The sequence below is a fragment of the Winogradskyella pelagia genome (assembly GCF_017581965.1).
Lineage (GTDB): Bacteria > Bacteroidota > Bacteroidia > Flavobacteriales > Flavobacteriaceae > Winogradskyella > Winogradskyella pelagia.
This window is the reverse complement of sequence record NZ_JAGEVF010000005.1, coordinates 135489-149458: the sequence shown is the minus strand read 5'-3', so window position 1 is coordinate 149458 and position 13970 is coordinate 135489. Positions and strand designations below refer to the sequence as shown.

Annotated in this window: 12 protein-coding genes; 9 read left to right on the top strand and 3 right to left on the bottom strand. The window is 36.3% G+C overall.

Annotated features, from left to right (window positions below; all coding sequences use genetic code 11):
• The first annotated feature begins 50 nt into the window (after positions 1 to 50).
• From guaA to yidC, 7 genes are all read left to right on the top strand, one after another.
• Complete coding sequence (gene guaA, locus J4050_RS08260; RefSeq protein WP_208154099.1) at positions 51 to 1586, top strand: glutamine-hydrolyzing GMP synthase; 1536 nt, start codon at positions 51 to 53, stop codon at positions 1584 to 1586.
• 52 nt (positions 1587 to 1638) lie between these two features.
• Positions 1639 to 3543, top strand: coding sequence for a LysM peptidoglycan-binding domain-containing protein (locus J4050_RS08255; RefSeq protein ID WP_208154098.1), 1905 nt, complete (start codon positions 1639 to 1641; stop codon positions 3541 to 3543).
• A 1-nt stretch (position 3544) separates the two neighbouring features.
• Entirely contained in the window at positions 3545 to 3946 is a 402-nt protein-coding gene (locus J4050_RS08250; RefSeq protein WP_208154097.1) for an OsmC family protein, read from the top strand.
• Positions 3947 to 4498: a DUF922 domain-containing protein gene (locus J4050_RS08245; protein ID WP_208154096.1), complete on the top strand. Its 552-nt coding sequence runs from the start codon at positions 3947 to 3949 to the stop codon at positions 4496 to 4498.
• Positions 4495 to 4722, top strand: coding sequence for a DUF3820 family protein (locus J4050_RS08240; RefSeq protein WP_208154095.1), 228 nt, complete (start codon positions 4495 to 4497; stop codon positions 4720 to 4722). The genes J4050_RS08245 and J4050_RS08240 overlap by 4 nt, the downstream gene beginning before the upstream one ends.
• Before the next feature lie 136 nt (positions 4723 to 4858).
• Positions 4859 to 6475: a CTP synthase gene (pyrG, locus tag J4050_RS08235; RefSeq protein WP_208154094.1), complete on the top strand. Its 1617-nt coding sequence runs from the start codon at positions 4859 to 4861 to the stop codon at positions 6473 to 6475.
• A 91-nt stretch (positions 6476 to 6566) separates the two neighbouring features.
• Positions 6567 to 8483: a membrane protein insertase YidC gene (gene yidC / locus J4050_RS08230; protein WP_208154093.1), complete on the top strand. Its 1917-nt coding sequence runs from the start codon at positions 6567 to 6569 to the stop codon at positions 8481 to 8483.
• A 105-nt stretch (positions 8484 to 8588) separates the two neighbouring features.
• Here the strand turns inward: yidC and J4050_RS15285 are convergent, their stop codons facing one another.
• The 3 genes from J4050_RS15285 to J4050_RS08215 all read right to left on the bottom strand — a co-directional run bounded on the left by J4050_RS15285 (position 8589) and on the right by J4050_RS08215 (position 11880).
• Positions 8589 to 8816 carry a hypothetical protein gene (locus J4050_RS15285; RefSeq protein ID WP_243878589.1) on the bottom strand — a complete coding sequence of 76 codons (228 nt, stop codon included), beginning with the start codon at positions 8814 to 8816 and terminating at the stop codon, positions 8589 to 8591.
• Between the two features lie 425 nt (positions 8817 to 9241).
• Positions 9242 to 10249, bottom strand: coding sequence for a fasciclin domain-containing protein (locus J4050_RS08220; protein ID WP_208154091.1), 1008 nt, complete (start codon positions 10247 to 10249; stop codon positions 9242 to 9244).
• 236 nt (positions 10250 to 10485) lie between these two features.
• The gene (locus J4050_RS08215) at positions 10486 to 11880 is read right to left on the bottom strand and encodes a fasciclin domain-containing protein (RefSeq protein WP_208154090.1); all 1395 of its coding nucleotides are present in this window, start codon (positions 11878 to 11880) and stop codon (positions 10486 to 10488) included.
• 68 nt (positions 11881 to 11948) lie between these two features.
• On the opposite strand from J4050_RS08215, the gene J4050_RS08210 reads away from it, so the two are divergent.
• Together J4050_RS08210 and mnmA are read left to right on the top strand one after the other, a co-directional pair.
• Complete coding sequence (locus J4050_RS08210; protein ID WP_208154089.1) at positions 11949 to 12659, top strand: toxin-antitoxin system YwqK family antitoxin; 711 nt, start codon at positions 11949 to 11951, stop codon at positions 12657 to 12659.
• 107 nt (positions 12660 to 12766) lie between these two features.
• Positions 12767 to 13954, top strand: a complete 1188-nt coding sequence (gene mnmA / locus J4050_RS08205) for a tRNA 2-thiouridine(34) synthase MnmA (RefSeq protein ID WP_208154088.1) — start codon at positions 12767 to 12769, stop codon at positions 13952 to 13954.
• Positions 13955 to 13970 lie beyond the last annotated feature (16 nt).

Genomic DNA, 13970 nt, shown 5'->3' with positions numbered 1-13970 from the left:
AAATCGCCATTGGTAAATCAACAATCTGAAATCAATTATTATTTTTGCACATGCAACACAATAAGGTACTTATTTTAGATTTTGGTTCGCAATATACCCAGTTAATTGCGCGCCGTGTAAGAGAGTTAAATATCTACTCAGAAATTTATCCTTACAACAAAATTCCAGATCAATTAGAGAGCTATAATGCCGTCATTTTATCAGGTAGTCCGGTTTCTGTCCGGTCAGATGAAGCGCTTCATCCAGATTTGAGCAACATTAGAGGTAAGAAACCAATTTTGGCCGTCTGTTATGGCGCCCAGTATTTGGCACATTTCTCTGGTGGAGAAGTATCGGAATCTAACACGCGAGAATATGGTAGAGCCAATTTGGCTTATATTAAAGAGGAAGAGGATTTCTTTGAGAATATTCACAAGGGCAGCCAAGTTTGGATGAGTCATAGCGATACCATAAAGCAACTTCCAGAAGGTGGTGTGTTATTAGCAAGTACCGAAGATGTTGAAAATGCAGCATTTAAAATAGAAAACGAGCAAACCTATGCTATTCAATTTCATCCAGAGGTATACCACTCAACGGATGGACATCAATTGCTTCATAATTTTTTAATAAAAATTGCACGAGTCAATCAAGATTGGACACCACAGTCTTTTGTAGAGGAAACTGTAGATGACCTTAAAGCAAAATTAGGAAATGATAAAGTTGTCTTAGGCTTATCTGGAGGTGTGGACTCATCTGTAGCGGCAATGCTTTTGCACAAAGCTATAGGTAAAAACCTGTATTGCATTTTTGTCAACAACGGACTCCTTAGAAAAAATGAGTTTGAAGACGTATTGCACCAATACGAAGGAATGGGGCTCAATGTAAAAGGCGTTGATGCTTCGGCACGTTTTTTGGACGCCTTAGCAGGTAAGAGCGAACCAGAAGAAAAACGAAAAATTATTGGTCGAGTTTTTATTGAGGTTTTTGATGATGAAGCCCATAGCATACAAGATGTAAAATGGTTGGCCCAAGGCACTATTTATCCAGATGTAATAGAAAGTGTCTCAGCAACAGGTGGACCGAGTGCAACTATAAAAAGTCATCACAATGTTGGTGGGTTGCCAGACTTTATGAAGTTAAAAGTGGTTGAGCCTTTAAAATCCTTATTTAAAGATGAGGTAAGACGTGTAGGCGCATCTATGAATATGGATAGTCAATTGCTGGGACGACATCCTTTTCCTGGGCCAGGCCTAGCAATTCGTATCCTTGGAGATCTAACTCGTGAGAAAGTACGTATATTACAAGAGGTCGATGCCATTTTTATCAATAATTTGAAATCTTGGAATCTCTATGATAAAGTTTGGCAGGCTGGTGCGATGTTACTACCTGTTAATAGTGTGGGCGTAATGGGTGATGAGCGAACTTACGAAAAATGTGTGGCGCTTAGAGCTGTAGAAAGTACAGACGGTATGACGGCAGATTGGGTAAATCTGCCCTACGAATTTTTACAGAAAACCTCAAATGAAATAATAAATAGGGTAAAAGGCGTTAATAGAGTGGTATATGACATCAGTTCTAAACCACCTGCCACGATTGAATGGGAATAAAAGTGACAATAATGTCTAGTTTGTTTCCAACTAAAAAGAATTAATGACATATATGAGAACGATTTTAGGCATTTTATTCATTGTATTGACCTTTCATCTCAATGCGCAAAACTATAAAACGCATACCGTTAAGGAAGGAGAGACTATCGAAGCAATTGCCAAGCAATATTTAGTAACACCTTTCGATATATTTGCTCTAAATCCAGATGCGAAATCTAAATTGCAACCTGGCTCTACTTTAATCATACCTAACTCTAAAGTAAAAAATGAGCCTATTCCAGATGAATTTAGGGATCTTATTGGCTATAAGAATCATAAAGTTAAGCGTAAGGAAACGCTCTACAGTCTCTCAAAAAAATATGGCGTTACTGAAGATGAAATCAAAAAGGCCAATCGCTTTTTATATTCAGAGAACCTTAAAAAGGGAAATCGCTTAAGAATTCCAAAGTATAGAACCATAATCAATAAGCAAACCTTATCCAATACGGTAAGAAAATATACCGTTTTACCTAAAGAAGGGAAATGGCGTATCGCTTATAAGTTTGGTATTACCGCAGAAGAGCTCGAAAGTTTAAATCCTGGTATGAATGATGTCATTCAGCCAGGTGACCAATTGAACGTTCCTAATATTAAGGTAACGGAAGAAAAGGCAATTGATACTACCTATCAATACTATGAGGTGTTACCTAAGGAAGGCTTTTATAGATTGAAAGTAAAATTAGGGTTGACTCAAGAAGAGTTAGAGACTTTAAATCCTCAGCTAAAAGAAAGTGGTTTAAAAGCAGGTATGGTTTTAAAGTTACCAGCTGATGCCGAATCCGAGGCACTTGGAGAAGCCATTGAAAGTGCATCTTTGGTCGGTAAACTCAATAATTTTAGCACTAAGAAAATTGCGATAATGCTGCCCTTTCAGTTAAATAGAATAGACACGGACTCTGTGCAAGAAACAAAAGAGATGATTAGAGATAAACGCCTGCTCTCTGTAGTTTTGGATTTTCATGCTGGAGCATTGATGGCTATAGATTCGGCTAAGCGTCTTGGAATTTCAACTGATCTAAAGGTTATGGATACACGTTATCAAACCGCAAGAACAAGAGAATTGCTAGAAGAAAATGATTTTTCGGAATATGATGCTGTAATTGGCCCAATGAATAACGATGCTTTTGATAGAGTTGCCAAAGGATTAAAAGAAGATAGAATACCTGTCATAGCAGCATTGACAAAGCCAAAGGAAGTCTATTCTAACGTGTTTCAAACCATACCAGAGAATAAGTTATTAGAAAAGGCCATGTTAGATTTTGTCAAAGCCGATAGTACCAAAAATAAAGTGGTGATTATTTCTGATTTAAAGCACAGGCCAATTAGTAATCAACTAAAAGCTGAATTTCCAGCGGCCAAACAAATATTCTCACGTAAAGCTAAAAAGTCAGACAAAGATGGCTTCTTTATATATCCCGTAGATTTAGAAAATGTCTTTGCTCCAGGCAAAACAATTGTATTTCTAGAAACTGACAGTAACGCTCTAGCGTCTAGTGTTATTAGTATGCTAAATGGTCTTGTAATAGAAGATATAGAGATTGTATTGGTGACCTTGGATAAGAACAAAGCCTTTGAAGGTAAAAATATTGATAACAACCATTTGTCTAACTTAAAATTTCATTACGCATCGGTTAACAGGGATTTTGAAGAATCGACTTCAAAATCATTCGAGAAGGCCTATCGCAAAATGTATAGAGTATCTCCAAGTAAATATGCCTGTAGAGGTTTTGATGTGACGCTAGATGTCCTCATGAGATTGGCAGCAGGCGAAGATTTGTATGAGGCATCAACTTCAGATATTGCTACAGAGCACATAGAGAATAAATTTAGATATAACAAGTCCTTATTTGGTGGTTATACGAATGAAGCACTTTATATTGTAAAGTATGACGACTTAAAAATTGTAAAAGCCAACTAACATGACCTCAAAAGTCACCTATTTAGGTAATCTAAGAACAGAAAGTGTTCATTTAAAGTCTGGCAATTCATTTATTACAGATGCCCCTTTAGACAATAATGGTAAAGGTGAAGCGTTTTCTCCTACAGATACTGTAGCCACAGGTTTAGCAAGTTGTATGCTCACAGTAATGGGTATAAAGGCGAGGGATTTAGATGTGGACTTATCTGGCAGTACCGCAGAAGTGACTAAGATTATGGCAAGTTCGCCAAGACGGATTTCAAAAATAATCGTTGTGCTAAATTTTTCGTGCAGTCCAGATGATAAAGCAAAAAAAATCTTAGAGCGTACTGCAAATACCTGTCCTGTGCATTACAGTTTACATCCAGAAATAGAAAAGGATGTAACCTTTAATTGGAAATAAATGCACTTAAATTTTTTTGGGATTATTCTATTCTTACTGTTAGTATTCAGTCAGCCAAAAGCCAATGATGAGGCTTTAAGTTGGAAGGATAATAGACCATTAACTTGGGCGGATTTTAAAGCAAGACCACAATCTAATTCGTCTGCTTTAGCGCAAACCTCATCTGGCATATCGTTTGGGTATTCTCTTAAAACTAGGGATGGCAGAATTGTAGATTATAATACTAATGTGCAAGCCCATTTTTATCCTAATAAATCCTGGTACCTAAAAGATAAAGCCGATGGTTATATCCTCAAACACGAGCAGTTGCATTTTGACATTACCGAACTCTATGCGCGACATTTTAGGAAGCGATTAAAAAGTATTCGGGTTAACCAAAATTTAAGACAGCAATTGGCCAATCTCCAAAACGATATTAATAAAGCCGTAAATAAAACCCAAAAACGTTATGATGCAGAAACCAATCACTCTATAAACAGGGAGGCTCAAAAGATTTGGCAAAGCACAATTGCAAAGGAATTAGAACGTTTACAAGAATTTAGCTCAAAATGAGTTTTAGTGATAACAAAAAGGCCTTAGTAGAATTGGCCAATTACAAAATGCCTTTTGGAAAATACAAGGGCGAATATCTTATTGATATCCCAGAGTACTACTACACTTGGTTTAACCAAAAAGGATTTCCCGAAGGTAAATTAGGTTTTATGATGCAGCAAATGCACGAAATTAAAATCAATGGTTTGGAATCTATAATCCACACCATTAGAAAAAAATTTTAAATCTAGTTAATCGCATCACTATATTGAAGGGTTTTAATTAAAAAGGTATTGATTTTATTAACATATCAACAAACCTTAAACAATACCCATTTAACTCGTTTTATTTTGTAAATTTGCCTGCGTTTAATAACGCAACATGACCACAACTCCTAAGTATATTTTTGTAACTGGCGGTGTGTCTTCCTCACTAGGGAAAGGTATCATCGCAGCATCTTTGGCTAAATTATTACAGGCCCAAGGTTACAGAACAACCATACAAAAGTTAGACCCTTACATTAATATAGATCCAGGTACGCTAAATCCTTATGAGCATGGCGAATGCTACGTTACCGATGATGGAGCAGAAACCGATTTAGATTTAGGGCATTACGAGCGCTTTTTAAACGTGGCGACCTCGCAGGCCAATAATGTAACTACAGGCCGTATCTACCAGAGTGTTATAGATAAAGAGCGTCGTGGCGAATTCTTAGGGAAAACAGTACAGGTTATTCCGCATATTACAAATGAGATTAAACACAGAATACAAATTCTTGGTAATTCTGGAGATTACGATATCATTATTACAGAAATTGGTGGTACCGTTGGTGATATAGAATCCTTACCTTATATAGAAGCCGTAAGACAATTGCAATGGGATTTGGGTGAGCATAATGCACTAGTGATTCATTTAACCTTAATTCCTTTTTTATCAGCTGCGGGTGAATTAAAGACTAAGCCTACTCAGCACAGTGTTAAAACTTTAATGGAGAGTGGTGTGCATGCCGATATTTTAGTGTGTAGAACCGAACATCAATTAAGTGATAGTATTAAAACAAAGTTGGCACGCTTCTGTAATGTAAAAAAAGAAGCGGTTATCCAGTCTATAGATGCATCAACTATTTACGATGTGCCTAATTTAATGTTAGATGAAGGTCTGGATAAAGTGGTCTTGGAGAAACTCAATTTAAAAAGTGATACGCCAGATTTAAGCCGTTGGAACGAATTTTTAAAGCGCCACAAAAATCCAAAAAGTGAAATAACCATTGGTCTTATTGGCAAGTATGTAGAGCTTCAGGATTCGTACAAGTCAATTTTAGAATCCTTTATTCATGCAGGGGCAGAAAATGAGGTAAAGGTTAATGTAGAGTCAATACATTCGGCCTACCTTAATGAAGAAAACGTAGAATTTAAGTTACAACATTTAGATGGTGTACTGGTTGCTCCAGGTTTTGGTGAGCGCGGTATAGAAGGCAAAATTGAGGCTGTGCGTTATGTGCGTGAAAACAATATCCCATTTTTAGGAATTTGTTTAGGTATGCAAATGGCAGTAATAGAATTTGCTAGAAATGTTTTAGGACTTTCGGATGCTAATTCTAGTGAAATGGATGCAGATACCCAACATCCTGTGATTGATTTAATGGAGTCTCAAAAAAACATAATAAATAAGGGAGGTACCATGCGTCTTGGTGCTTGGGACTGTACCTTAGAAGATGATAGTTTGGTCGGCAGTATATATGGAGAAACAACAATAAAAGAGCGTCACAGGCACCGCTACGAATTTAATGATGACTATAAAGGACAAATTGAAGATGCTGGTATGAAAGCAACAGGGTTTAATCCAGAAACCGGTCTTGTGGAGATTGTTGAAATTCCTTCGCATCCTTGGTTTGTTGGTGTGCAGTATCATCCAGAATATAAGAGTACTGTAGCAAATCCACATCCGCTATTCGTAGCTTTTATAAAGGCGGCTTTAGATTATAAAAACAAAAAATAATATGCCACTTTGGCGTAGTTATAACTTTGGATAGCTTTTTGGGATATCCATTTGCAACAAATACAAGCATCAAAAGTGGTGCATAGAATATATGGAAGAAAAGAAATTAGACATTAATTCAATCATTGGCTTTGTGCTCATTTTTGGTATTCTGTTGTACATTATGTACCAAAATCAGCCAACTCCCGAAGAAATTGAAGCTCAAAAACAAGCAGAGCAAGAGCAAGTCCAGCAAGAGGAGCCATCTAGTGAACAAACTCAAACTTTAGTAACCGACTCAGAGGATTACGGAAATACCAAGGTTTTAGACTCTGCCGGACAAGTAGCCCTTAAAGATAAAGTAGGTTCATTTGCTTATGCCTTAACTTTAAATGCCAATCAAAAAGAGTACACCACAGTAAATACGGATGTATTTGAATTAAAATTTAGTACTAAAGGTGGCCACCTTAAAGAGGTGAAACTTAAAGACTTTGTTGACTATAATGCGGAGCCTATTTATCTAGTTAAGGATGACAACAATGCCTTTAATATCAACTTTGGGACTTCGGATAATAGGATTTTAAATACGAGGGATTTCCCTTTTGAACCTTCCGTATCCAAAAGCGGTGACAATACCGTTGTTTCTATGAAACTTAAGGTCTCACCTTCGGAGTTTTTAGAGTATCGCTACGAGCTTAAGCCTAAGGATTATATGATTGATTTTTCAATCCGCTCACAGGGATTGACAGGTGTATTTAATACATCACAGCCTATTACCATGGATTGGCAAATGAAGGGCTTGAGTCATGCTAAAAGTATCAGTTACGAAAATAGATATACGCGGCTAACCTATATGTACGACGAGGACAAGGTAGATAAGTTGGCACAAATGAGCGACGATGATGATGTTGCGGAAGATGTGGAATGGTTGTCTTACAGGCAGCACTTTTTCAGTTCTATTCTCGTAACCAATGACCAACCCTTTAAGAAGGTAGAGATGACGTCTTTAGATTTGGTAGAAGATGAAGAAGTAGATACCTTATTTACTAAACTTTATACATCTAAAATTCCATTAGCATTTAACGGTGGGGAATTTTCCAAAAAACTTGGACTTTATTATGGTCCCACAGATAGTAAGATATTAAAGACCTACGATAAAAAATTAGAAGAGAGTATCCCATTTGGTTGGGGCATTTTTGGCTGGATTAACAAAGCCATTTTCATTCCCTTATTCGCTTGGTTAAGTGGTATTTTCCCTTATGGTATTGCAATTATTGTAATGACAATTCTAGTTAAGATATTATTGTCTTTTGTGCAGTACAAGCAGTTTTTGTCTCAAGCTAAAATGAAAATTCTTAAACCAGAATTAGATGCTTTAAGAGAGAAGTACAAAGACAACAAATTAAAGGCGCAGCAAGAAACAATGGCCTTGCAAAGTAAGGCAGGAGCAAGCCCTCTCAGTGGTTGTTTGCCAGGATTGATGCAGATTCCCGTATTTTATGCCTTGTTTATGTTCTTCCCAACAGCCTTTGATCTAAGGCAGAAAAGTTTCCTTTGGGCAGATGACTTAAGTTCATTTGATTCCATTTATGATTTTCCTTCTGGGTTCAGCATTCCATTCTATGGTGATCATGTGAGTTTGTTTCCAATTTTGGCGGCAATAGCTATTTTCTTCTACATGAAAATGACTACTGGTCAACAAATGGCGGCACAGCAACCAACACAAGAAGGTATGCCAGACATGAGTAAAATGATGAAGTACATGATTTACTTCTCACCATTATTAATGTTGGTATTCTTTAACAATTATGCTTCTGGATTGAGTCTGTATTATTTTATCTCTAACCTTATTAGTATTGGTATAATGCTAGTTATTAAAAACTATATTATTGACGAAGATAAGGTCTTAGCCAAAATAGAGGTGAGCAAGAGTAAGCCTAAAAAAGAGAATAGGTTTCAGCGAAAAATGAAGGAGATGATGGAGCAAGCAGAACAACAAAAGCAAGCACAGAACAAACGAAAGAAATAATAACAGTAGATAGAATAGAATTAAAAACCCTTGGCATTACCGAGGGTTTTCTGTTTTTGTGGTTTGTTTTTTTAAAGGAAAAGAGAGTTATTTATTCTTAGCAGTTTAGTTGGATAAAGACAGATAATAAAGGCTTGTAATAAGAAGAATCCAAAAGAGGATACCTCCATAATATAATTTAATTATAAGTACTTTATCAGTTTCCGCTTTTCCGTGATAATTGAAAAGAGTATGATATCCAGCAAACAACACTATAAAAACACCACCGAAGAAAATGATTATTTTGTCACCAGGTTTAAGAGTATCATTGTTGGAATTATTGTTTTTTGCCATAACAGTAACATACTCAATAAATAAAAAAAACCCAGACGAGCGTCTGGGTTTCTTACTAACTAAATCAATCAATATAAAAATGAGGTAATCAGCCTCGACTTTCCTAATTTATTCTGCTTGCAGTATACTTTTATCAAAAGTGCAAACCATAATTTTTGATTATACTGTGACGATTGCTGTGTTTCACAATTCATCCACAGTGGTGCTCTCACAACTACTGCAAGCTTTGTAATAACAAGAGCTTAAATCTTAAATTACCAACTTTAATAAAAGTTGTGATGTTATACTCTTAATTATTGTTTAACAAATATATATAAAAGGTTAAACAAAATATACGTAGTATTAACATTTATCGAATTTTTAACATCTAATGAATAAAAAACCCAGACGAAAAGTCTGGGTTTTCACTAACGAAATCAATTTTTTTATTCCACAGGAGCTCTAACGACCTTGTCAATAACGTGTACTACTCCATTTACTGCTTGGATATCTATTAATCCATTTGCAGCTAAAATATTACTATCTCTGTCAAGACCATCTGTAATGACAGTACCATTCAGTGTTAAATTACCTCCAAGAGTAGGAATAACACCGTCTAAAGATTCTAACTGATCCGATTGGACATTCTGATCAACAACGTGCAAGGTTAATACAGTATCTACTAACTGTGGGTCTAAGTCACCTAGCTCCGTGTTTCCTTCTGGATCTAATTCTAATAGCAAACTATCAAAAGCTTCATTGGTAGGTGCAAATACGGTAAATGGACCTGCTTCTGGGTTAAGTACTGTGTTAATCCATTCTGCTGAAGGGTTAGGTGCGGTATCAGCTAAACCTAAAGCAGCAACTAAGTCTTCAAGTGCTGGATTGGTCGTTGCGAATGTTCCTATAGTAGGAAGTTCCACTACAAGATCAATTTTATGTACAATTCCATTAGTAGCAAATATGTCTGCATTTTCTACTAAAACATCTCCATTGAAAAATACGTTAGTATCATCCAATTCAAAGAAAATACTCAAATTCTCATCGTTTGGTCCCGTTGCTAATGTATTTCTGTAGCCTGCCCCTTCAGACGAAATCGTTACTGATGGCAACCGTGTTGTAATAACGTGGTTTAAGAGAATAGGTGTTAGCGCATTGACATCAACGTTATCCACGGTTGTATTTCCTGTAGGATCTAATGCCAAGAAAAAATCATCAAAAGCCTCGTTCGTTGGAGCTAAAACAGTTATATCATTACTGTTTCTAACAGCATCTACTAAATTTGCTCTAGAAAGTGCTGTAACTAAATCAGACAAATCGTCATCGCCCAAAGCTATATCAATAATATTTTCTAATGGAATAACAGTTAAGTCATCATCATCACTACAACCAGTAAGGCCTAAAACCAAAAAGGCTACCGTCAATAATTTAAAAGTTTTTGCAATAATTTTCATTTTTTTTTGAGTTTTTCAATTGTTCAACATTCTATTTTACTTTTTCAAGTGTAACAAACACAAATTTAAACAGATGTTAAGTCATCACATTTTTACTGCTCAGTATTTACCATTTTTTTAACTAAGTGCAACTGGTTTTACCTCCGCATTATAAAAAAACCCAGACGAGCGTCTGGGTTTTTACTAACTAAATCAATCAATATAAAAATGAGGTAATCAGCCTCGACTTTTCACTTTTAGTTGGCTGCACGGATTACAAAGTCAACAGCATGTGCAACACCATTTACAGCCTGGATATCAACTAAATCTGGAGCTAATATGTTGATAACATTTCCATCACCATCAGTAATTTCTAACCCATTTAAGCTTAAGTTTCCACCTATTGTTGGAATAGTTCCTCCAAGTGATCCAAGATTTGTAGATCTTACGTTTTCACCATTTACAACATGTAACTCTAATAAACCATTAACAGCATCAGTCGGTGCCTCTGAAATATCACCTAACATTAAGTCGTCTAATAGAACATCGAAAGCTGGGTCAGCTGGAGCAAATACAGTTAAGGTTAAACTTGTATCGGCTAGAGCAGCTCCCCAATTAATCGTATTATTTCCTTCATCTGCTCTACCTACAGCTGAAACTAATCCGCTAAGCGCATTGTTAGATCCAGCGAAAGTCAATAGAGTAGGTAAGTCTATCACAGTGTCTACACCATGTATTACACCATTTGTGCCAACAACATCTGCCGCGGCAACAGTTGAGATCCCGTTGAAAACAACATTGTCTCCTACTTCAAAATATATATTTAAAACAGTGTCTTCTCCGTCAAAATCGGTTGGTCCTGAAGCTAAGGTCTCACTGTAACCAGCTCCCATATCCGCCAACATCGTTGAAGTTATTGAACCTTCTAACACGTGGTTTAAAAGCACCTGAGTTACTCCAGGGATATCATTTAAATCTGGATTGAATTCAGTGAATGCTGCGTTGTCTGGCGCTAAAATTGTGAAATTTTCTGTGTCAACTGCACCAGCTAATCCAGTTGCAGTTAAAGCAACATTTAACGTATCAAAATCATTATTATTTTCAACATGGTTCAGTAAAGAAGGCAAGTCTAAAACACCATCAATTTTGTGTAAAGTACCGTTAGATGCACCTATGTCAGCACCACCATCGATAACAGCTCCTGCATTGTTAAATCGTACACCGTTGGATGTATTGAAATATACACTAATGTTAAGTCCTTGGTCGTTTGGTGAAGAACCTTCAGCATAACCTGAACCAAGTTGTAGTAAATCAGCAGCTCTGAATTCTCCAACTAGAACGTGATTTAATAAAATAGCAGCTAAATCGTCTACATCTACCGAACCTAAATCAGCACCGTTTAAAAATGTAGCAAAAGCTGCATTTGTAGGTGCAAGTACGGTAATATCATCTAATGTTTCAATAGCTCCAGTTAGACCAGTAGCTTCTAAAGCTGCTGCTAACGAAGTCAATTGAGGATCGCTTTGAATTGTTTCCAACATGTTTGGTTGCGGTACAGCGGTGACACCATCATCATCATCACTACACCCAGTAAAACCAAGTACGAATACGAAAACTGTAAGTACTTTAAGTGTTTTTGAAATAATTTTCATTTTTTTGAGTTTTTTAATTGTTCAACATTGCACAAACTAATCTATGTTTGTTTAAGCAAATTTAACTAATGATCAAACAAAATATCTTTCTTCTATTAATATTTACAATAAGTTTAACACTAGTAGATGCCCAAAACTTGGTTAATAGGTTCGATAAAGACGGTAAACGTCAGGGTTTCTGGACTAAAAACTACTACCAGACCGACCAAAAGCGATATGAAGGTGTTTTTAAACACGGTAAGGAAATAGATACCTTTAAATATTACAGATTAAACAAAGGGCTAAGTGTATTAAGTGCTATTAAGGTATTCAATGAAAAAGATAGTATCTCAGATGTTGTATTCTATGCTTCAAACAAAAAAGTGATAAGTAAGGGGCAAATGAATGGGAAGCGCTTTATTGGTAAATGGTTGTTTTATCACAAAAACTCAAACCAAGTTATGACTATTGAAAATTATAATTCAGAAGGTGAATTAGAGGGTGAAAAAACAGTTTTCTTTAAAAACGGAGATCTTGCGGAAGAGTCCTTTTATGCCAATGGTAAGCTTGAAGGTCTGTATAAATGGTTTGCCGAAGATGGCGTTTTGCTTAAGCAGTCCATGTATAAGAATGGTCAATTAAATGGTCTTACCATAAATTACGATGGTGAGGGCAAAAAACTATCTGAAGGTCCATATACTAATGATACCAAATCTGGTATTTGGAAATACTATGAAAACGGTGAACTCAAAAAGGAAATTGATCACACCAATCAAAAAATCTTAAAACGTTACGACTAAAAGAATAATCTTTTCCCATCTTGAATAAAGAAGGTTGCGCTTTAGCCTTTTTTATTTTGTAAATTTGCACAAATTTTTTCGACCTATTTGATTGATAAAACAAACTCATGAAACGCGTTGTTGTAGGACTTTCTGGAGGTGTGGATTCTAGTGTTGCTGCTTTTTTACTTAAGAAGCAAGGCTATGAAGTTATAGGTCTGTTTATGAAGAATTGGCATGATGACTCAGTGACTATTTCAGATGAGTGTCCTTGGCTAGACGATAGTAATGATGCCATGCTTGTAGCTGAGAAGTTGGGAATTCCTTTTCAAACGGTAGATTTGAGTGCCCAATACAAAGAGCGCATTGTAGATTATATGTTCAATGAATATGAAAAGGGAAGGACGCCTAATCCAGATGTGCTTTGTAATAGAGAAATTAAGTTCGATGTGTTTATGGATATTGCTCTAGAGCTTGGCGCAGATTTTGTTGCAACAGGGCATTATTGCAGAAAAGGAACAATTGAAAAAAACGGAAAGCAGATTCATCAATTGTTAGCTGGTGTTGACGCTAATAAAGATCAATCCTATTTTCTATGCCAACTATCCCAAGCACAGCTAGCCAAAGCCTTATTTCCTATCGGAGAATTGACCAAACCAGAAGTTAGGGAAATCGCAAAATCACAGAACTTAGTTACCGCAGAAAAAAAGGATTCACAAGGTCTTTGTTTTATTGGTAAGGTAAGGTTGCCAGAGTTTTTACAGCAACAATTAAAACCAAAAGAGGGAGTAATTGTTGAGGTTGATAGTGCCTTTTCAAAATACAATACTGAGCATCCTGTATTTCAGGTAAAACAAGCGGAACTCGAGTATTTATCAAATAAAATTCAATATTCCCTCAATGATGGTAAAGTTGTCGGACAACATCAAGGGGCTCATTATTTTACAAAGGGTCAACGCAAAGGACTCGCCGTAGGTGGAACTAAAGAACCTCTTTTTGTTATTGAAACAGATGTAGAGGAGAATGTTATTTATACAGGGCAGGGAAAAAATCATCCAGGGTTATACCGCAAAGCACTTTTTGTTACCAATAGTGAATTGCATTGGTTACGTGAAGATTTGGCCTTGGCCAATGGTCAAACAATGAATGTTGTAGCTCGAATTCGTTACAGGCAGCCGCTTGAAAAAGCAGTACTTCACAAAGTAGATTCTGGTCTTTATGTAGAATTTGAAAACAAACAATCTGCCATTACTGAAGGTCAATTTGTTGCATGGTATACCGGTGATGAATTATTAGGTTCTGGTGTAATTTCTTAACTTGCAAGAAACTGCA

Excerpts from the sequence above, each read along its gene's own strand:
- J4050_RS08250 (WP_208154097.1), top strand. The coding sequence starts at position 3,545 with ATGACCTCAAAAGTCACCTATTTAGGTAATCTAAGAACAGAAAGTGTT.
- J4050_RS15285 (WP_243878589.1), bottom strand. The coding sequence starts at position 8,816 with ATGGCAAAAAACAATAATTCCAACAATGATACTCTTAAACCTGGTGAC.
- J4050_RS08240 (WP_208154095.1), top strand. The coding sequence starts at position 4,495 with ATGAGTTTTAGTGATAACAAAAAGGCCTTAGTAGAATTGGCCAATTAC.
- J4050_RS08245 (WP_208154096.1), top strand. The coding sequence starts at position 3,947 with ATGCACTTAAATTTTTTTGGGATTATTCTATTCTTACTGTTAGTATTC.
- guaA (WP_208154099.1), top strand. The coding sequence starts at position 51 with ATGCAACACAATAAGGTACTTATTTTAGATTTTGGTTCGCAATATACC.
- mnmA (WP_208154088.1), top strand. The coding sequence starts at position 12,767 with ATGAAACGCGTTGTTGTAGGACTTTCTGGAGGTGTGGATTCTAGTGTT.
- J4050_RS08215 (WP_208154090.1), bottom strand. The coding sequence starts at position 11,880 with ATGAAAATTATTTCAAAAACACTTAAAGTACTTACAGTTTTCGTATTC.
- J4050_RS08255 (WP_208154098.1), top strand. The coding sequence starts at position 1,639 with ATGAGAACGATTTTAGGCATTTTATTCATTGTATTGACCTTTCATCTC.
- J4050_RS08220 (WP_208154091.1), bottom strand. The coding sequence starts at position 10,249 with ATGAAAATTATTGCAAAAACTTTTAAATTATTGACGGTAGCCTTTTTG.
- pyrG (WP_208154094.1), top strand. The coding sequence starts at position 4,859 with ATGACCACAACTCCTAAGTATATTTTTGTAACTGGCGGTGTGTCTTCC.
- J4050_RS08210 (WP_208154089.1), top strand. The coding sequence starts at position 11,949 with ATGATCAAACAAAATATCTTTCTTCTATTAATATTTACAATAAGTTTA.
- yidC (WP_208154093.1), top strand. The coding sequence starts at position 6,567 with ATGGAAGAAAAGAAATTAGACATTAATTCAATCATTGGCTTTGTGCTC.